General features: G+C 60.1%; 20 protein-coding genes and 3 tRNA genes. 7 read left to right on the plus strand and 16 right to left on the minus strand.

What is annotated here, in order from left to right:
• Positions 1-3: 3 nt before the first annotated feature.
• From tolB to ACF8EA_RS03615, 13 genes are all read right to left on the minus strand, one after another.
• Entirely contained in the window at positions 4-1,275 is a 1,272-nt protein-coding gene (gene tolB / locus ACF8EA_RS03555; RefSeq protein ID WP_021783335.1) for a Tol-Pal system beta propeller repeat protein TolB, read from the minus strand.
• A 26-nt stretch (positions 1,276-1,301) separates the two neighbouring features.
• Positions 1,302-2,408: a cell envelope integrity protein TolA gene (gene tolA / locus ACF8EA_RS03560; RefSeq protein WP_021783334.1), complete on the minus strand. Its 1,107-nt coding sequence runs from the start codon at positions 2,406-2,408 to the stop codon at positions 1,302-1,304.
• A complete protein-coding gene (tolR, locus tag ACF8EA_RS03565; protein WP_003254760.1) occupies positions 2,408-2,860 on the minus strand; it encodes a protein TolR in 453 nt (150 codons plus the stop codon). Before tolR ends, tolA begins: the two co-directional genes overlap by 1 nt.
• Positions 2,861-2,874: 14 nt before the next feature.
• Positions 2,875-3,570 carry a protein TolQ gene (gene tolQ, locus ACF8EA_RS03570; RefSeq protein ID WP_010952367.1) on the minus strand — a complete coding sequence of 232 codons (696 nt, stop codon included), beginning with the start codon at positions 3,568-3,570 and terminating at the stop codon, positions 2,875-2,877.
• Between the two features lie 2 nt (positions 3,571-3,572).
• On the minus strand, positions 3,573-4,025 hold the full coding sequence (gene ybgC / locus ACF8EA_RS03575) for a tol-pal system-associated acyl-CoA thioesterase (protein ID WP_016711994.1): 453 nt from the start codon (positions 4,023-4,025) through the stop codon (positions 3,573-3,575).
• A gap of 125 nt (positions 4,026-4,150) precedes the next feature.
• Complete coding sequence (ruvB, locus tag ACF8EA_RS03580; RefSeq protein ID WP_003254766.1) at positions 4,151-5,197, minus strand: Holliday junction branch migration DNA helicase RuvB; 1,047 nt, start codon at positions 5,195-5,197, stop codon at positions 4,151-4,153.
• Positions 5,194-5,811 (minus strand): Holliday junction branch migration protein RuvA, encoded by a 618-nt coding sequence (gene ruvA / locus ACF8EA_RS03585; RefSeq protein WP_392521125.1) that lies wholly within the window; start codon positions 5,809-5,811, stop codon positions 5,194-5,196. The genes ruvB and ruvA overlap by 4 nt, the downstream gene beginning before the upstream one ends.
• Positions 5,812-5,920: 109 nt before the next feature.
• Positions 5,921-6,445, minus strand: a complete 525-nt coding sequence (gene ruvC / locus ACF8EA_RS03590; RefSeq protein WP_010952366.1) for a crossover junction endodeoxyribonuclease RuvC — start codon at positions 6,443-6,445, stop codon at positions 5,921-5,923.
• 185 nt (positions 6,446-6,630) lie between these two features.
• Positions 6,631-7,377 (minus strand): YebC/PmpR family DNA-binding transcriptional regulator, encoded by a 747-nt coding sequence (locus ACF8EA_RS03595; protein WP_003254770.1) that lies wholly within the window; start codon positions 7,375-7,377, stop codon positions 6,631-6,633.
• Between the two features lie 114 nt (positions 7,378-7,491).
• Entirely contained in the window at positions 7,492-9,267 is a 1,776-nt protein-coding gene (aspS, locus tag ACF8EA_RS03600) for an aspartate--tRNA ligase (protein ID WP_028698159.1), read from the minus strand.
• Positions 9,268-9,360: 93 nt separating this feature from the next.
• Positions 9,361-9,582 (minus strand): FmdB family zinc ribbon protein, encoded by a 222-nt coding sequence (locus tag ACF8EA_RS03605; RefSeq protein ID WP_003254776.1) that lies wholly within the window; start codon positions 9,580-9,582, stop codon positions 9,361-9,363.
• A gap of 92 nt (positions 9,583-9,674) precedes the next feature.
• On the minus strand, positions 9,675-10,004 hold the full coding sequence (locus tag ACF8EA_RS03610) for a ribbon-helix-helix domain-containing protein (RefSeq protein ID WP_021783331.1): 330 nt from the start codon (positions 10,002-10,004) through the stop codon (positions 9,675-9,677).
• Positions 10,005-10,215: 211 nt separating this feature from the next.
• Entirely contained in the window at positions 10,216-10,689 is a 474-nt protein-coding gene (locus ACF8EA_RS03615) for a Dps family protein (protein WP_010952363.1), read from the minus strand.
• A 280-nt stretch (positions 10,690-10,969) separates the two neighbouring features.
• Here ACF8EA_RS03615 and ACF8EA_RS03620 point away from each other — a divergent pair, with 280 nt between their 5' ends.
• Complete coding sequence (locus ACF8EA_RS03620; protein ID WP_021783330.1) at positions 10,970-11,563, plus strand: cold shock domain-containing protein; 594 nt, start codon at positions 10,970-10,972, stop codon at positions 11,561-11,563.
• Between the two features lie 110 nt (positions 11,564-11,673).
• Here the strand turns inward: ACF8EA_RS03620 and ACF8EA_RS03625 are convergent, their stop codons facing one another.
• On the minus strand, positions 11,674-11,880 hold the full coding sequence (locus ACF8EA_RS03625) for a SlyX family protein (protein ID WP_012051473.1): 207 nt from the start codon (positions 11,878-11,880) through the stop codon (positions 11,674-11,676).
• 1 nt (position 11,881) lies between these two features.
• The gene (locus tag ACF8EA_RS03630) at positions 11,882-12,301 is read right to left on the minus strand and encodes an HIT family protein (protein WP_392521126.1); all 420 of its coding nucleotides are present in this window, start codon (positions 12,299-12,301) and stop codon (positions 11,882-11,884) included.
• 690 nt (positions 12,302-12,991) lie between these two features.
• Between ACF8EA_RS03630 and ACF8EA_RS03635 the strand changes: the two genes are divergently transcribed.
• The 3 genes from ACF8EA_RS03635 (at position 12,992) to ACF8EA_RS03645 (ending at position 17,146) form a co-directional block, all read left to right on the plus strand.
• A complete protein-coding gene (locus ACF8EA_RS03635) occupies positions 12,992-14,296 on the plus strand; it encodes an OprD family porin (RefSeq protein ID WP_392521127.1) in 1,305 nt (434 codons plus the stop codon).
• A gap of 160 nt (positions 14,297-14,456) precedes the next feature.
• Complete coding sequence (locus ACF8EA_RS03640; RefSeq protein ID WP_021783327.1) at positions 14,457-16,172, plus strand: proline--tRNA ligase; 1,716 nt, start codon at positions 14,457-14,459, stop codon at positions 16,170-16,172.
• A 20-nt stretch (positions 16,173-16,192) separates the two neighbouring features.
• Positions 16,193-17,146 (plus strand): hypothetical protein, encoded by a 954-nt coding sequence (locus tag ACF8EA_RS03645; protein ID WP_021783326.1) that lies wholly within the window; start codon positions 16,193-16,195, stop codon positions 17,144-17,146.
• A gap of 26 nt (positions 17,147-17,172) precedes the next feature.
• Here ACF8EA_RS03645 and dinB read toward each other — a convergent pair whose 3' ends face one another.
• Complete coding sequence (gene dinB, locus ACF8EA_RS03650) at positions 17,173-18,234, minus strand: DNA polymerase IV (RefSeq protein ID WP_392521140.1); 1,062 nt, start codon at positions 18,232-18,234, stop codon at positions 17,173-17,175.
• Positions 18,235-18,455: 221 nt separating this feature from the next.
• Here dinB and ACF8EA_RS03655 point away from each other — a divergent pair.
• From ACF8EA_RS03655 to ACF8EA_RS03665, 3 genes are all read left to right on the plus strand, one after another.
• Positions 18,456-18,532 (plus strand) — tRNA-Met (locus ACF8EA_RS03655).
• 133 nt (positions 18,533-18,665) lie between these two features.
• Positions 18,666-18,742 (plus strand) — tRNA-Met (locus ACF8EA_RS03660).
• A 134-nt stretch (positions 18,743-18,876) separates the two neighbouring features.
• Positions 18,877-18,953: transfer RNA gene (locus tag ACF8EA_RS03665), tRNA-Met, on the plus strand.
• Positions 18,954-19,111 lie beyond the last annotated feature (158 nt).

Raw genomic sequence — 19,111 nt, forward strand, 5'->3', positions numbered from 1 at the left:
CAATCAGTTCAGGTAAGGGGACCAGGACGGTTCTCTGACTTCGCCTTGAGCGGTAGGAAGTGGGAGCCTCACGCGGCCATTAAGCGACACGAGCATCAAGACTCCCCGGCCCTGCTGGCGGGTGGCGTAGATTAGCATGGTGCCGTTTGGCGCAACAGTGGGAGACTCATCAAGACTTGTTTCAGACAGAATCTTTACACTTCCGCGCTGCAAGTCCTGGGCCGCCACTTTGAAGTTGGTAAAGCCCTGTTGGCGATGAATCATTACCAAGGTCTTTTCGTCCGCCGAAAGTTTCGGGTTGGCATTGTAGTTACCCACGAACGTCACGCGCTCGGCACCACCGCCACTGACCGACTGTTTATAGATTTGCGGTTTGCCGCCACGGTCGGAAGTGAAGTAAAGGGTATTGCCATCTTTGCCCCAGAACGGCTCGGTATTGATACCCGGGCCTGCAGTAACACGGCTGATCTGGCGCGAAGCCATATTCATCACGTAGATGTCCGGGTTGCCGTCCTTGGACAGCACGAACGCCAGGCGCGAACCGTCCGGCGACCAGGCTGGCGCACCGTTCAGGCCTTCGAAGTTGGTGACCTGCTCGCGGCGGCCAGTATCGATGTTCTGCACGAAGATACGTGGGCGCTTCTGCTCGAATGAAACGTAGGCGATACGTTTGCCATCCGGCGCAAAGCGCGGCGACAGGATCGGCTCACGCGATTGCAGCAGAGTCACCGCACGTGCACCGTCGTAGTCCGAACGCTGGAGGGTGTAGCGGGTGTTGTTGGTGGAGAAACGCTCGGCCGTCACGTACAACATGCGCGTCGAGAACGCGCCTTTGATGCCGGTGAGCTTCTCGAACGACTGGTCGGCGATGTAGTGCGCCATGTCGCGCAGCTGGTCGGTGCTGCCCGCTACGCTGCCGGTCAGCACTTGCTGCTCGGTGGCGACGTTGAACAGCGCGTACTGCACCTGCAGACGACCGCCCGACGGCACAATGCTACCGACCATCACGTACTGGGCTCCCAGCGCTTTCCAGTCACGGAAGATCACTTCGCTGGCCTGCGACGGCTGGCTGATCATGTTCTGCCGCGGGATTGGCGAGTAGTAGCCAGAGTTGCGCAGGTCGTTGCCGATGATGTCAGCAATGTCCTCTGGCAGCACGCTGCCGCCCTGCAGACCGAACGGCACTACCGCGATGGGGGTAGCCCGATCGCTGCCGCTGGTGACCAGGATGTTCTTTTCCTCTGCAACGGCCATGCCTGCCACGCAGCACAGCATGACCAGCAGTCCTCTCAGACGTTTAATCACAACGCTAGATCCTCAGGTGTAAATGTCATCTTGAACGAACGATAACGGTTGAAATCGCTCGGCTTCATACCCTGCATCTCGGTCAGACGACCAATGTTCTTGACCGCAGCCACTGCCGAACTGTCGTACGGGCCGTCACCACTGGAACGGGCCACGCTGACACTGGTAATGGTACCGTCCGGCAACATGCTGACCTGCAGGGTCACCGTCATGCCCTTGCGCGCGGAAGGCGGACGCGCCCAGCCCTCGGCCGCGCGCATACGGATCAGGTCGTCGAAGTCGCCAGCTACCTGATCGCCCTGCTCGTCAGCCAGCGCCTGCTGCCGCTCGGTGGTGTCAGACAACAGCTCGGCCAAGGCCTGGGCTTTCTTGTCTTCTGCCGCCTTGCGGGCCGCTTCCTGTGCCTTTTTCTTCTGGGCGTCTGCAGCGGCCTTTTTCTTGGCCTCTTCAGCTGCCTTCTTCTTCGCGTCCTCGGCCGCCGCTTTCTTCTTGGCGTCCTCGGCTGCTTTCTTCTTGGCCTCTTCGGCGGCCTTCTTCCTGGCGTCCTCGGCGGCTTGTTTCTTCGCCTCTTCAGCGGCCGCTTTCTTGGCCTCTTCTTCGGCTTTTTTCTTCGCTTCGTCCTCGGCCTTCTTCTTGGCGATGTCGGCCTGCTGCTTCTCGGCGGCTTTCTTCGCCTCTTCGGCTTTCTTGGCTTCGGCAGCTTTCTTTGCCTCGGCAGCCTTGGCGGCTTCAGCGGCCTCGGCTTTTTTCGCTTCAGCAGCCTCGCGAGCCTCTTCGGCCTTTTGAGCAGCGTCGGCCTTCTTTTGTTCCGCGGCCTTCACGGCCTCTTGCTCGACCTTCTTCTGTTCCAATTGCTCAACTTCGGTCTGGCGCGAAGCAGTTTTCTTCGCCTCCCCGGCAATCTTCTGATTGGTCTGGGTGGTCGCCTGGCTCTTGGACTTGAGCTGATACAAGGTAGCCTGAACAATCGGCTTGGATGGCGGCAGCTCAGGCGTCATGGCAAAACTGACGAACAGCAGGGCGAACACCAGCACATGCAGGCCGATGGCCCAGACACTGGGCCAGAAGTAGCTTTCCGAGGCGGATGGCTCTCGCTGTTGCATCAGGGCGCCTCGGTAATCAGGCCAACGTTACCGACACCGGCCTTCTGCAACCCGCCCATGGCACCCATGACCGCGCCATAGTCGACAGCTTTATCGCCACGAATGAACACCTGGGTCTGCTTGCCCTGGTCACGGCCGGCAGCAATGATCTTGGTGACGGCGTCGGTCATGGCCGGCAAGGTCATGGCTTTGTCCATCTGCTTGTCGGTATCGACTTCGCTGCCGAGGTTCCAGTAGTAGGTTTTATCGGCCTTGATGGAGATGGTGAGGATCTGGACGTTGTTGTCCTGCGGCAAGGCTTCGCTGGAAACCTTGGGCAGGTCGACCTTCACGCCCTGGTTGAGCATGGGCGCCGTCACCATGAAGATGACCAGCAGCACCAGCATCACGTCGATGTAGGGCACCACGTTCATCTCGGCGACGGGCTTGCGTTTGTGGCGAACTCGGGCCATGGGCTTCTACCTGATTACTCTTCGCTGGTGTGCACTTTGCGGTGCAGGATCGCCTGGAACTCGTCGGCGAAGGTGTAGTAACGGCCGATCAGCACTTCACTGCGTGCGGCGAAACGGTTGTAGGCAATAACAGCCGGGATTGCCGCGAACAGGCCGATGGCGGTTGCGATCAGTGCTTCGGCGATGCCCGGAGCAACGGTGGCCAGGGTGGCCTGCTGGGCGCTGGCCAGGCCGCGGAAGGAGTTCATGATGCCCCATACAGTGCCGAACAGGCCGATATACGGGCTGGTCGAACCGACGGTGGCCAGGAACGGCAGGCTCTGCTCGAGTTTTTCTTCCTCGCGCGAAATGGCAACGCGCATGGCACGGCCAACGCCTTCCATGACCGCGTCAGGATCAACGCCCGGCTGTTGACGCAGACGCGAGAACTCCTTGAAACCGGCACGGAACACCTGCTCCACACCGGAGTCCGGATCTGGGTTGCTGCCTGCCTGGCGGTACAGCTTGGACAGGTCGATGCCCGACCAGAAGCGCTCTTCGAAGGCATCCAGCGCACGACGACCGGCGCGCAGCATGGTGCTGCGCTGGAAGATCATGATCCATGAGGTGACCGAGGCGGCCACCAGGGTCAGCATTACCAGCTGTACCACCACGCTGGCATTGCTGACCAGACTCCACATGGAGGTATGGTCGACGACGTTAGCTTCCACGCTTATTCTCCTGCATTCGATTGATTACCCGAGCCGTCCGCCGCAAAGGCGTCGCGCAGCTGGGGCGGTATGGCTCGGGGTTTGAAAGTGTCGGCGCGCACGGCGGCCACCAGGAACTGCCCTTCGCAAAGCAGCGTTTCATCCTTTTCCCGCCACACCTGCTGTACGAAACGCAGGCTGGCGCGATTGAGTTCAAGTACTTGCGCGGTCACCCGCAATTCGTCATCAAGCCGCGCCGGCGCGTGATAGCGCGCTTCGCTGGAATGGACCACGAACAGCAGGTTGTCTTCAGCCAGCTGCGACTGGGAAAAGCCCAGGTGCCGCAGGCGTTCGGTGCGCGCGCGCTCCATGAATTTCAGGTAGTTGACGTAATACACCACGCCGCCCGCATCGGTATCTTCGTAATAGACGCGACACCGATGTGCGAACGGTTCGAGCTGATTTTGCGCGCGCATACTCTAGTGCTTACTCCTCAGCTTGCCAATCCGCTGTGGCAACTGTTTTTTCTTCATTAATGTCTTATTGCCAGCGCGCCAAGGGCATGCCAGCGATAGGACCACAAAAAGTCGCTTTTGATCTGTCATTCATCGCCTGGCTCGGAAAAATCGCCCCCCTCCCCCAAGCGCCCGGGGATATTCAGCCCAAAGTGCAGGTAGGCATGCCGGGTAACCACGCGGCCGCGCGGCGTGCGCATGATGTAGCCCTGCTGGATGAGGTACGGTTCAAGCACATCTTCGATGGTATGACGCTCTTCGCTGATGGCTGCTGCCAGGTTGTCCACGCCCACCGGGCCACCATCGAACTTCTCGATCATGGTCAGCAGCAGGCGACGGTCCGAGTGGTCGAAACCACGCTCGTCGACGTCCAGCAGGTTCAGCGCCATGTCCGCCACGGCCTTGGTGATCTGGCCCTTGCCGCGCACCTCGGCGTAGTCACGCACGCGGCGCAGCAGGCGGTTGGCGATGCGCGGCGTGCCACGGGCACGGCGGGCAATCTCGTAGGCGCCCTGGTCTTCGATGGCCAGGCCAAGGATGTTGGCCGAGCGGCTGACGATGGTGCTCAGATCCTTGTCGTTGTAGAACTCCAGGCGCTGGACGATACCGAAGCGGTCACGCAGCGGGTTGGTCAGCATGCCGGCACGGGTAGTAGCCCCCACCAGGGTGAAGGGTGGCAGATCAAGCTTGATGGAGCGGGCTGCCGGGCCTTCGCCGATCATGATGTCGAGCTGGAAGTCCTCCATGGCCGGGTACAGCACCTCTTCGACAACAGGTGACAGCCGGTGGATTTCATCGATGAACAGCACGTCGTGCGGCTCGAGGTTGGTCAGCATGGCTGCCAGGTCCCCGGGGCGCTCGAGAATCGGCCCCGAAGTGCTCTTCACCGACACCCCCATTTCATGGGCGATGATGTTGGCCAGGGTGGTCTTGCCCAGGCCGGGCGGGCCGAAGATCAGCGTGTGGTCAAGCGACTCGCCGCGGCCTCGGGCCGCCTGGATGAACAGCGCCATCTGCTCTCGCACCACTGGCTGGCCGATGTACTCGTCCAGGCTCAGGGGGCGAATCGCACGGTCCTGGACTTCTTCGCGGTCGCGGCCACTGGCGGCAATCAGGCGGTCGGCTTCGATCACTTGGTAATCATCCCTTTCAGGCTGCGGCGAATCAGCTCTTCACTGCTCAGGCCGGCCTTGTCCTTGATCGCGGCGATTGCCTTGCTGGCTTCCTGTGGCTTGTAGCCCAGCGAGACCAGGGCACTGACTGCATCGGCCTCGGCACTGGACTCGCTGGCGACCGGTAAAGGCCCATCGGAGACCAGGGTGAACATGGCCGGCGAGGTTTCCCAGGCCTTGAATCGGTCCTTGAGCTCGACCAGCAAGCGCTCGGCGGTTTTCTTGCCGACGCCTGGCACGCGCACCAGGGCTGAGGTGTCCTGGGCCTGCACGCAGCGCACCAGTTCATCCACTTCCAGCCCGGACATCAGCGCCAGGGCCAGCTTTGGCCCTACACCGTTCAGGCGGATCAGCTCGCGAAACAGCTCGCGCTCGCGTTTTTCGGCAAAGCCGTAGAGCAAGTGGGCATCTTCGCGCACGACCAGATGGGTATGCACCGTGACGACTTCCCCCACTTTGGGCAGACGGTACAGCGTGGTCATGGGAACTTCCAGTTCGTAACCCACGCCGTTGACGTCGATAATCAGGTGAGGCGGTTGTTTTTCCGCCAGGGTGCCGCGCAAACGTCCAATCACGTTCCGATCCTTCCTCTCGGGGAGCCGGTCAAAGACCGCTCAACCCTATCAGCAAATGCAGCAGGTGAACGTATCACCCGAACAAAATGTGTATCAGCGCATGAAGCGCTTACAGACGCAAGCGCCCGCCGCGTCGCCGCGCGGTAGTCAAGCCATGCGGCACCAGGCTGGAGCGGGTGTGGGCGTGGCACAGCGCGATGGCCAGGGCATCGGAAGCGTCAATCTGCGGTTTTTGCGTCAATTTCAGCAGATGCATGACCATCATCATCACCTGCTCCTTGTTGGCACCACCCGTGCCGGCCACGGCCTGCTTGACCTGGGTGGCGCTGTACTCGGCGATCTCCAGGCCAGCCTCGGCGGCGGCGACGATAGCCGCGCCACGTGCCTGGCCAAGCTTGAGTGCCGAATCGGCGTTGCGGGCCATGAACACCCGTTCGATGCCCATGGTCACCGGGCCGTGCTGGGCAATGATTTCACTGACACCACGAAAAACAATCTGCAGCCGCTCGTGCAGCTCACCGCTGCCGGTGCGGATGCAGCCCGACGCCACGTACTCGCAACCACGGGCGGTCTGGCGTACCACGCCATAGCCGGTGATGCGCGAGCCAGGGTCGATACCTAGAATCAGAGTCATAAAGCCCGTCGAAAAAATGATGCATCTCTACAAACTGCGCCGGCCCTTTCGCGGGTAAACCCGCTCCTACAGGTACTGCACCACATTTGAAATGGGCGTAATACCTGTAGGAGCGGGTTTACCCGCGAAAGGGCCGGCACAGGCGCTATCAAACGCTCAGCGTTGGCACAAAATGCCAAATCACCTTAGCCTAGGTTTTCCATGATCTCGTCGGAAATCTGAGCATTGGAATAGACGTTCTGCACGTCGTCCAGGTCTTCGAGCATGTCGATCAACTTGAGCACCTTTTCGGCACCGTCCTGGTCGAGCTCGGCACTGGTGGTCGGTTGCATGACGATTTCTGCATCAGCGGCCTTGAAGCCAGCCTCTTCCAGGGCATTACGCACGGCATAGAAGCTGTTGAACGAAGTGAATACGTCGAACGAACCGTCATCATTGGCCACCACGTCGTCGGCATCGGCCTCCATCGCCGCCTCCATCAACGCGTCCTCTTCCACGCCGGGGGCAAAGCTGATCTGGCCTTTGCGCTCGAACAGGTAGGCCACCGAGCCGTCAGTACCCAGGTTGCCGCCACACTTGGTGAAGGCATGACGCACGGCGGCAGCGGTACGGTTGCGGTTGTCGGTCATGGCTTCGACCATGATCGCCACGCCACCCGGGCCGTAACCCTCGTAGCTGAGCTCTTCGACGTTGTCGCTTTCGTTGGTGCCAGCACCACGGGCTACAGCGCGATCGATGATGTCGCGGCTCATGTTGGCGCCCAGGGCCTTGTCCAACGCCAGGCGCAGGCGCGGGTTGGATGCCGGGTCAGGGCCACCCTGCTTGGCAGCGACCGTCAGTTCACGGATCCACTTGGTGAAGACCTTGCCTCTCTTGGCATCCTGGCGCTCTTTGCGGTGCTTGATGTTCGCCCACTTCGAATGACCAGCCATAACGACTCCGAATCCTTTGAATCACAAACAGCCCCGCCCCATGACGGGGCGGGACGGGAAAATACCTGCGTCGAAACGCAAAGGCGCATCCATATGGATGCGCCCGGGGACTGCTTACTCGACCTTGGTCTGTTCGCGCAGTCGGATGTGCAGCTCGCGCAGGGCCTTGGCGTCGACCATGCCTGGGGCCTGGGTCATGACGCACGCGGCGCTCTGGGTTTTCGGGAACGCGATCACTTCACGGATCGACTGGGCGCCAGTCATCAGCATGACCAGACGGTCCAGACCGAACGCCAGGCCGCCGTGAGGCGGTGCCCCGAACTTCAGAGCGTCGAGCAGGAAGCCAAACTTCTCTTCCTGTTCTTCTGCTTCGATACCCAGCAGGCGGAATACTGCCTGCTGCATCTCTTTACGGTGGATACGGATCGAACCGCCACCCAGCTCGGTACCGTTCAGGACCATGTCGTAGGCACGGGACAGGGCGCTGGCCGGGTTGGCTTCGAGCTCTTCCGGGGTGCACTTCGGCGCGGTGAACGGGTGGTGCAATGCAGTGAAGCTGCCGTCTTCGTTCTCTTCGAACATCGGGAAGTCGACAACCCACATCGGCGCCCACTCGCAGGTCAGCAGCTCGAAGTCGTGACCCAGGCGAATACGCAGCGCGCCCAGGGCTTCGCTGACCACCTTGAACTTGTCGGCACCGAAGAACACGATGTCGCCGTCTACGGCGCCAACGCGATCGAGGATGTTGTTGAGGTTGGCCTCAGGGATGTTCTTGACGATCGGCGACTGCAGGCCTTCGACACCCTTGGCGCGCTCGTTGACCTTGATGTAGGCCAGCCCCTTGGCACCGTAGATACCGACGAACTTGGTGTACTCGTCGATTTTGCTGCGCGGCATGCTGGCGCCGCCTGGCAGACGCAGGGCGGTAACGCGGCATTTCGGATCGTTGGCCGGGCCGGCGAACACTTTGAAGTCGACATCCTTCAATTGGTCGGCAACGTCGACCAGTTCCAGCGGAATACGCAGGTCTGGCTTGTCGGAGCCGTAGCGGCGCATGGCCTCTTCGAAGGTCATGTGCGGGAATTCGCCGAATTCCAGGTCGAGCACTTCTTTGAACAGCTTGCGGATCATGCTTTCGGTCAGGCCCATGATCTCGCTTTCATCGAGGAAACTGGTCTCGATGTCGATCTGGGTGAATTCCGGCTGGCGATCGGCACGCAGGTCTTCGTCACGGAAGCACTTGGCGATCTGGTAGTAGCGGTCGAAGCCAGCGACCATCAGCAGCTGCTTGAACAGCTGGGGCGACTGCGGCAGGGCGAAGAAGCTACCGGCATGGGTACGGCTTGGCACCAGGTAGTCGCGCGCGCCTTCCGGAGTGGCACGGGTGAGGATCGGTGTTTCGACATCGAGGAAGCCGTTGTCGTCCATGAAGCGACGGATGCTGCTGGTGATGCGCGAACGCAGGCGCAGCTTTTCAGCCATTTCCGGGCGACGCAGGTCGATGAAGCGGTAGCGCAGGCGGGTTTCCTCGCCGACGTCAGAGTACTCGTTCAGCGGGAACGGCGGGGTTTCCGCCTCGTTGAGCACAGTCAGCTGGTAGCCGAGGATCTCGATGGCACCGGAGGCCATGTTGGCATTCACTGCACCTTCAGGGCGCTTGCGGACCTTGCCGGTGATCTGTACGACGTATTCGCTGCGCACACGGTCTGCGGCGGCGAAGGTTTCGGCGCGATCCGGATCGAACACGACCTGGGCCATGCCTTCGCGGTCACGGATGTCGAGGAAGATCACCCCGCCGTGGTCGCGGCGACGATGGACCCAGCCGCAAAGGGTGACTTCCTGGCCGTCCAGGCTCTCGTTCAGTTGGCCGCAATAATGGCTGCGCATCATGATGGTGGTTTCGCTTCTCGTGATTCGTGTATTCGGTGGAGGCCTTGGCCGCCCGGAGGGCTAATACTGCAAGACCCGGTCACAGCATTCAACTCAGTCGGCCTTGTCGCCGCCTGCCAGATTCTTTTTCGCCCCGGTCTTGAAGTCGGTTTCGTACCAACCGTTACCGCTCAGGCGAAAGCCTGGCACCGACAGCAGCTTTTTCAGTGCCGGTGCCTGACAGGCCGGACAATCGGTCAGCGGCGCGGCGCTGATCTTCTGCAGCACTTCCATGCGGTGCTCGCAGGACGCACATTGATAGTCATAAAGGGGCATGGGTGTCTCTCGTCAACCATAACGCTGGCTGCCGGGGCAGCAAAAAGCGGGATTATATATGGTTAGCAAGCACTGCGCAGCCCGCCAGGCGATCAGCGAGCACTCGGCGGGTCCTGCAGCCACGCCACGCAGATGACCCGGATCAGCCCGCTGAAGTTGCGCACTCCACCCTGGCGCAGGTGCACTTCACGGTCCACATAGGACAACACGGCACTGACCGAACAACGGTTGGCGGCGGCAATGCGTTCCAGGATACCCCAGTAGACAGCCTCCAGGCGCAAACAGGTAGAAAAGCCGTTGAGCCGCACGGAACGTGACACCGGCTGCGTCTGCAGCATGTCAAAGTCCGCCTTGAACGGATCGATGCACTGTTTTCCTGGCCAGCTGCCTTGGCCAGCCATACGTTTGCTCGCTTGCATCATGCGCCACACTTCCTCGTCACAGGTACCAGGTGGCCTATGAAGCGCTGACGGGCGAGCTTAAAGCAGCGGCAAAATGTTCCTTCGCAAATACCAGGTTGCCAGGCGGACCCTGTGGGAGCAGGCGATGCGCTGGATGGCACCGGCTGCGCCGGTGTTCGCGGGCGCGCCCACTCCCACAGGGGTTGCGCAAGTTTTCCGCCTTGAGCAACGGTTACTTGTCGTCGAGCAGCACCCGCAGCATCCAGGCGGTTTTCTCGTGCACCTGCATGCGCTGCGTCAGCAGGTCTGCGGTCGGCTCGTCACTGACCTTGTCCACCACAGGGAAAATGCTGCGCGCAGTGCGCACCACGGCCTCCTGCCCCTGGACCAACTGGCGGATCATCTCGTCTGCCGGAGGGACGCCTTCCTCCTCCTTGATCGACGAGTGCCGTGCATAGAATGCATACGAACCCGGTGCCGGGAAGCCCAGGGCACGGATTCGCTCGGCGATCGAATCGACTGCCAGCGCCAATTCGTTGTACTGCTCTTCGAACATCAGGTGCAGGGTGCGGAACGACGGACCGGTGACGTTCCAGTGGAAGTTATGGGTTTTCAGATACAGCACGTAGGTATCCGACAACAGGCGGGACAGCCCATCGACGATGGACTTGCGATCTTCTTCACTGATACCGATATCAATTGCCATGAAGCTCCCCTTTCCATAAGGCTTGAGACTCAAGCGGGTGCCGACCACTGTAGCAACACTTGCCGCATGCCGCATGTGACATGGCGCAACACATCGCCACTGGGCGGCCTGCAGTTTGAGTAGGCTGCGGCTTTACTGTTAAATAGGCACTGTGCCACCCGTGCGGACTGTCATTGCCGGGTGCATAGGCTGGCCTGCCACGTGTTCGCGCTCCATATCTCATGCGCACCGTGCTGCCAGCTCTTCCTGTGATCGGCCTTATCAACAGTGAGCCAACCCCATGTTCAAGATCGTCCATCTGGTGACGGGCGTGGCAGCTTTGCTGCTATCGCTCATACCCAGCCTGAAAACCGATGCGACACCCTTCCTGCAACAACCTGACGCGGTCTACCTGGCCCTGCTCGGCCTGCTCAACCTGGTGCTGGCGCCGGTGGTGCCACTGTATCATCGCGGCGCGCGACAACAACTGCAGCATCTGGCCTGCGCCCTGTTGGTGGTCGCCGTCGTGCTGCAGACCCTGACGCTACTGGCCCGCCCGGAAATGGGCAACCTGGCAGCCCTGGTCTGCGCGGCACTGGCCGTGGCCCTGCATCTGGCCGTGGGCTTTGCACGCGGCCCACGCAAGGCACGCAGCAGCCAGCACGCGGCACAAGATGCCGGCAACCGTGATACTGGCACCGTCAAATGGTTCAACACATCGAAAGGCTTTGGTTTCATCTCCCGCGACTCGGGTGATGACATCTTCGTGCACTTTCGAGCCATCCGCGGTGAGGGCCACCGCATCCTGGTCGAAGGCCAGCGCGTGGAGTTTTCGGTGATGCACCGCGACAAGGGCCTGCAGGCCGAAGACGTAGTTGCGGTAACCCGCCGCTGACCGACTGACGCCATCAACGGCAAGCCAGGCTCCGCAAGGTCAGCGCTGCACCTGAGAGCAGCATCATACCTGTGGGGGCTGGTTTGCCGGCGATGGCAGCCTGGCAGAAATCAATAATGGGGAGGCGGCGCCTCTTCCCCTTCACTGCCATACTGGCCAACCATCTCTTCATGACGCTTGATCAGCTCGGCCATCTGCAATTGCAGCCGCTCGATCACCCGCGCTTGCTCCACCACCACGTCATTCAGCGCCTGGATAGCGTCATCCTGAAACGCCTGACGGGTTTCCAGCTCGACCATACGCATTTCCAATGTCATGTCAGGCCTCTTGGTAACCAGCAAGCTGCAGCCCGCGCAGACGCTGACGAACAGCCTGCAGTTGATCATCGGTGTAACCCACAGGCGCACACTTGCCCCATACCGGAGCCGGCCACGCGGCGTCGTCGCGGTGGCGCACGATCACATGCATGTGCAACTGGCTGACCACGTTGCCCAAGGTAGCCACGTTCACCTTGTCAGCTGCGTAGCTGGCTTTCAGCGCTTCCGCCAACAGGGTGGTTTCCTGCCACAACTGCTGTTGCTCTGCCGCATCCAGCTCGAACAGCTCACTGATACCCGCGCGCTTGGGCACCAGGATGAACCATGGGTAATTGGCATCCTTGCTCAGCAGCAACTGGCACAGCGGAAACTCCCCCAGCACCAGCGAATCCTGCTGCAATCGCGAATCGAGGACGAACACGGCATATCTCCTTCAGGCAATACCATCCCGCGTCAGGCGGAAACAGGCCAGCAAGGATACCTTGCACATTCCCGGTAACACAGCGCTACTTTTCGCACCAAAATGAGGCCGCCTGACCACCCTCCCCACACCTGCCACCCCACAAATACCCCCGGATTAACAAGTTGCGGTAACACCTTGACTCTAATGGCAGGTTTTTAAATTTTAATGATTCTCGATCCCAAAAAACACTCAAGCCGCCTTCGTCCCGCATTTACGGCACTTTCCGACCCTCGGTAGCAGGCTTTGTGAAAATTTCATGAAGTGTTGCGAATTTTGAGCACGCTTGTTGCATTCCCTTCCCGCCAAGTCGGCACGACATCTGCAGTGGCAGGTGACCGCGACAAATAACAACAGCGACATGGGTTACCAGGGAGTTTCCTCAACCGGAATCGGCAGTTACAGATTCGTTACGGTGCCAGGAACAGCGCTGAGGTTATACGGCCCCTGAACAGGGGCGTGATTTGCGACATGGAAATACTTAAAAGCGACACGGTGAAAAAGTTCCGCAAAGAGTGCTTATAGCCATATCGCCAACAACAGTCTGCGTGCTATACATTTTCGCCGACATAACAAGAAAGAGCTGCCCCATATAACTAAAAGACTTGGACGCAGCGGTACTCTTCCTAAAAACCAAAGGAGCAAATCACGATGCGCGTGATGAAGTGGAGCATGATCGCCCTGGCCGTTGCGGCAGGGACCTCGCAGTTGGCAATGGCCTCGGCACAGGACGAGTCCAAAGGTTTCATCGAAGACAGCACGCTGAACCTGAAGACCCGCGCCATGTACATGAACCGCGACTTCAAGCACGGGGCGGGCAACATCGCTGACGCCACCAAATCTAGCGGTTTCAAGAGCGGTCACCGCGAAGATAGCGGCGCATCGCTGCTGGGCGTCTTCGAGTCCGGCTATACCCAAGGTACCATCGGCGTAGGCCTCGACGTCTTGGCCATGGGCAGCGTCAAGTTTGACGGCGGCAAAGGCACTGCAGGCAACGGCCTGTTCCGCACCGACAGTGACGGCCACCCGGAAGATTCGCAGGGCAAAGGCGGTGCAGCCGTCAAGTTCCGCCTCTCCGACACCACTCTGAAGTATGGTCGCCAGTTCGTGGCCAGCCCAGTGTTCGCGACTGACGACAGCCGCCTGCTGCCAGAAGTGGCCGAAGGTACGTTGATCACCAGCAAGGAAATCAAGGGCCTGGAGCTTTCCGCAGGTCGCTTCACCGCGCTGAGCTCGCAGACAGGCATGGGCAAGGACAGCATCAATGGCAAGCACACGCCAGGCCTGACCTCGGCGAACATTGCCGGAGCGACCTACTCGTTTAACGACAACTTCATTGGTACCTTGGCGGCCTCTGACGTTGATGATTACTTCAAGAAACAGTACATCAACCTCAACTACAACCTGCCGATCGATGACAGCCAAGCACTGAACTTCGACTTCAATGGTTACCGTACCAAAGACCAGGGCCAGGCTCTGTACGGGGAGCTGGACAACAAAATCTGGAGCCTGGCAGCTGCATATAGCCTGGGCGGCAACAAATTCACCTTGGCCTACCAGCGCTCCAGCGGCGACACTGGCTACCTCTACGGCGTCGATGGTAACGGTACAGTCTTCCTGTCCAACTCCATCCAGATTTCCGACTTCGTAGGCCGTGAGGAAAAATCCTGGCAGGCTCGCTACGACCTGAACATGGCCTCCTACGGCGTCCCTGGCCTGAGCTTCATGACTCGTTATGTCTACGGTGACAACATCGAGACCGCAGCGAACACTGAAGGCAAGGAACACGAACTGAACATCGAGTCCAAGTACGTGATCCAGGAAGGTCCCGCCAAAGACCTGTCGTTCCGCGTGCGCTATGCCGTTTACCGCGCCAACGATGCGTACGAAGCCGAATACGCCGCAGACAACAACGACCTGCGTCTGATCGTGGAGTACCCGCTGAGCATCCTGTAAGCCTGGCTTGCAGTGCCCCGCACCTGAAAAAGCCCGGCAATCACGCCGGGCTTTTTCTTGGCTGACAAGTGTCACGCCCTGGGGCATCCTGTACGCCTTCGTTTCCCCCCCGTACAATGCGGGGCTATTTCAACGTCTTAGGCAATCGACACGGCTAACCATGCGCACCAGTCAATATTTGCTCGCCACCCAGAAAGAAACCCCTGCCGACGCAGTGGTCATCAGCCATCAGCTCATGCTGCGTGCCGGCATGATCCGCAAACTGGCCTCCGGCCTGTACACCTGGCTGCCGATGGGCTTGCGGGTAATGCGCAAGGTCGAAGCCGTGGTGCGTGAGGAAATGAACGCCGCCGGCGCCCTGGAAGTGCTGATGCCGAGCATCCAGCCCGCCGAACTGTGGCAGGAATCCGGTCGCTGGGAGCAATACGGCCCTGAACTGCTGCGCGTGAAAGACCGCCACCAGCGCGACTTCTGCGTCGGCCCTACCCACGAAGAAGTGATCACCGACCTGGCCCGTAACGAGCTGTCCAGCTATAAACAGCTGCCGCTCAACATGTACCAGATCCAGACCAAGTTCCGTGACGAGATCCGCCCGCGCTTCGGCCTGATGCGTGGCCGCGAGTTCATCATGAAGGACGCCTACTCGTTCCATGCCGACCAGGCTTCCCTGCAGGAAACCTACGATCGCATGCACCAGGCGTACACCAATGTGTTCACCCGCCTGGGCCTGGACTTCCGCCCTGTGCAGGCCGACACCGGCTCGATCGGTGGCAGCTACTCGCACGAGTTCCACGTACTGGCCGAGTCCGGCGAAGATGACGTGATCTTCAGCGACAGCTCCGACTATGCCGCCAACATCGAGAAAGCCGAAGCCATACCGCGTGAAACCGTGCGTCCAGCGCCTACCGAGGAGCTGCGCCTAGTCGACACCCCGAACGCCAAGACCATCGCCCAGTTGGTGGAGAACCACGGCCTGCCGATCGAGAAGACCGTCAAGACCCTGATCGTGCGTGGCGCCGAAGAGGGCAAGCTGATTGCCCTGATCGTCCGTGGCGACCACGAACTGAACGAAATCAAGGCCACCAAGCTGGAACAGGTTGCCGACCCGCTGGTCATGGCCACCGAAGCCGAACTGCGCGAAGCCATTGGCGCCGGTGCCGGCTCGCTCGGCCCGCTCAACCTGCCACTGGAAATCATCATCGACCGCTCGGTTGCCCTGATGAGCGACTTCGGCATTGGTGCCAACATCGACGACAAGCACTACTTCGGCGTCAACTGGGAGCGCGATCTGCCGGTTCCACAAGTCGCCGACCTGCGTAACGTGGTCGAAGGCGACCCAAGCCCTGACGGCCAGGGCACCCTGGTTATCAAGCGCGGCATCGAAGTGGGCCACATCTTCCAGCTGGGCACCAAGTACAGCGAGGCGCTGAAGTGCCAGGTGCTGGGCGAGAACGGCAAGCCGGTCGTACTGTCGATGGGTTGCTACGGCATTGGCGTATCCCGCGTGGTTGCTGCTGCCATCGAGCAGAGCTATGACGACAAAGGCATCATCTGGAATGACGCCCTGGCTCCGTTCCAGATTGCCCTCGTACCGCTGCGCTACGAAACCGACGTGGTCCGCGACGCAACCGACAAGCTGTATGCAGAACTGACCGCCGCCGGCTATGAAGTGCTGCTGGACGACCGCGACAAGAAAACCAGCCCAGGCATCAAGTTTGCCGACATGGAGCTGATCGGCATCCCACACCGCATCGTCGTCAGCGATCGCGGCCTGGCCGAAGGCAACCTGGAGTACAAGCACCGCACCGAGCAAGACGCCCAGACGTTGCCGCTCAATGAAGTGCTGACCTTCCTGCAGGCCCGCGTTCGCCGCTGATAATCAATGCACGAGTGATCATGTTCAAGCGAAGTACCTTTACCCTGGGGGGTGCCGCACTATGCGGCACCCTGCTCCTCAGCGGCTGCGCCAACCAGATGTCCCAGCGCAGCGACCATGAGGAGCGCGTCGAGCGCAAACTGCTCGAGCACACCCTGCAGATCGATGTCGGTGAGCCGAAGGTGATGGAGCTTCCGCAGCGACGTGTGCGCGTGCATGAGCAAAAGCGCTTCGAAGTCACCGAGTTCGAAGTGACCCGTCGCTATGACCGCTACACGCCGTACCAACCCTGGCGTGAGATCTACGAGATCCCGCTGGGTGCAGTGGCCGTGGTGGCGGGTGTCGGCGCCAATGTGGTCAACGTCTTCGCCCTGGGCAACCTGCCGCAAAGCATCACGCATGACTGGCTCAGTTATGGCGTGGATGGGCTCAACCCGTTCATGAACGTGCCCTCCAACGGCCGCGCCCAGCAAAACCTGGCCGGGATCAGCGAAGTGCAGAAAGGCAAGCGCGAGGAATCCACCAGCCTGCCCTGGAGCGAGCGCCTGGTCGAGGTCAAGGCCGGCAAGATGACCCACGAGCTGACCACCGACCGCAACGGCGTGCTGCGTCTGAACCTGCTCGACAGCCCGTTTTCCGAGCAGAACCTCAACCACGTCGGCACCTTGCACCTGCAGGTACATGATGAGGACAATGCGGTAAGAGGCGATGCTAGCCTGCTGGTCAGCGCTACCCTGCGCAATAAGCTGCTTGAAGCCCATGAGCTGATCTTCGATGACCTCGAAGATGATGATGTCGGCCAGTGGGTGCACCGGGTCAAGCGCTTGTCCGAGCTGGGCCTTGAAGAGGAAGCCAGTGAAATGGAACAGAGCCTGATCGAGCTGACCCGCAACGATCCGGAGCTGCAGCAGGAGTTCTTGCAGTCGCTGACCAAGGCCACTGGCCGGTTGGTGGCCGATCCGGGCGTGCATTAACAGAAGGGGCTGCATTGCAGCCCCTTTCATTTATTAGGCGGGAACAGCTCCAGCTGTTCATGCGCCCCCCGCAAGTCACGCAACCGCACCCCTACCCCTAGCAAGCGTACCGGCTTGCCACCACGGGCGAACGCCTGCCCCAGCAATTGCCGATAACTCTCCAGGTCCCGGCCCGCGCCCGCCTGCTCCATGGTGGTCTGGCTGAAGTCGTGGAACTTGACCTTGACGAACGGTTTGTCTGGCCGGTAACTGCTGTCCATACGGGCGATGCGTTCGTTCAGGCTGTCCAGCAATTCGGGCAGCCGCGCCAGGCAACTGGCCAGGTCTGGCAGGTCGGTGTCGTAGGTGTTTTCAACACTCACCGACTGGCGTCGGCTGTCGTTGTGCACCGCACGCTCATCGATCCCCCGCGCCAGCCCCCACAGTCGCTCGCCAAAACTGCCGAACTCGCGCACCAACGCCAGCCGTGACCACTCACGCAAATGCAGGCAGGTTTCGATACCCAGCCGTGTCAATTTGTCGGCCGTCACCTTGCCCACCCCATGCAACCTGGCCACTGGCAATGCGGCAACGAACGCTTCCACTTCATTAGGGGTAATCACGAACAGCCCATTGGGTTTGCGCCAGTCACTGGCGATCTTGGCCAGAAACTTGTTTGGCGCCACGCCAGCCGACACGGTGATATGCAGGGTGCGGGCAACACGCCGGCGAATATCCTCGGCGATGCGCGTGGCGCTGCCCGAATACCACTGGCTGTCGCTGACATCCAGATAGGCTTCGTCCAGCGACAAAGGCTCGATAAGCTCCGTGTAGTCGCGAAAGATCGTGTGGATTTCTCGCGAAGCCTCGCGGTAGGCCTCGAAGCGCGGCTTGACGATCAACAGATCGGGGCAGAGCTTCAGCGCATGTCGCGACGACATGGCCGAGCGCACGCCATAGGCGCGTGCTTCATAGTTGCAGGTGGCGATGACCCCGCGATGGTCGGGCGAGCCCCCCACCGCCATGGGCCGACCGGCCAGGCGCGGGTCGTCACGCATCTCGATCGCAGCGTAGAAACAATCGCAGTCGACGTGAATGATCTTGCGCAAGGACATGGACGACCGTCAGCACTGTAAATTCATACAGATAGTATCGCATGCGCCCTGCTCTGAAACAGCTCACCTGCCTGGCCACACGATAATCGGCCTGAAAGCCCCGCCGTGCCTGAGCTGCATACTGTTATCAAGCGCTAAGGGTTTGAACAAAAAAGGTTTTTCCAAAACAATTGCTTGACATCGGGGCGCAAATCCGTAGAATTCGATCTCACAGGCGCGGGATGGAGCAGCCTGGTAGCTCGTCGGGCTCATAACCCGAAGGTCGTCGGTTCAAATCCGGCTCCCGCAACCAGATTCGAGAAAAGGCCACTGTTAACGCAGTGGCCTTTTTCTTTGCCCGCAAAAAAGCCTTTTCGAAAAAGCTCGAAAAATCAATGCCTAGCGCTTGACATATAAACTGTACGCTGTAGAATCCGCCCCACTGACGCGGGATGGAGCAGCCTGGTAGCTCGTCGGGCTCATAACCCGAAGGTCGTCGGTTCAAATCCGGCTCCCGCAACCAGATTCAAGAAAAGGCCACTGTTAACACAGTGGCCTTTTTCTTTGCCTGCTGATAAGCGTTTTCGAAAAAACATCGATAAATCAAAGCCTAGCGCTTGACATACAAACTGCACACTGTAGAATCCGCCCCACTGACGCGGGATGGAGCAGCCTGGTAGCTCGTCGGGCTCATAACCCGAAGGTCGTCGGTTCAAATCCGGCTCCCGCAACCATATTCGTCAGAACAAACCCCGCCTGTGTAAAGCAGCGCGGGGTTTGTTGCTTTATACCTTCCTGATTCTTGTCGCCTCGATTTTCCCTACCCTCATGCCAACTCGCAGGCTTGAGATGCCGTATCCAGGATGAACTATCTTTAACCGTGCCAGGCAGC

The sequence above is a fragment of the Pseudomonas sp. YQ_5 genome, from assembly GCF_043103305.1.
GTDB lineage: Bacteria > Pseudomonadota > Gammaproteobacteria > Pseudomonadales > Pseudomonadaceae > Aquipseudomonas > Aquipseudomonas putida_Y.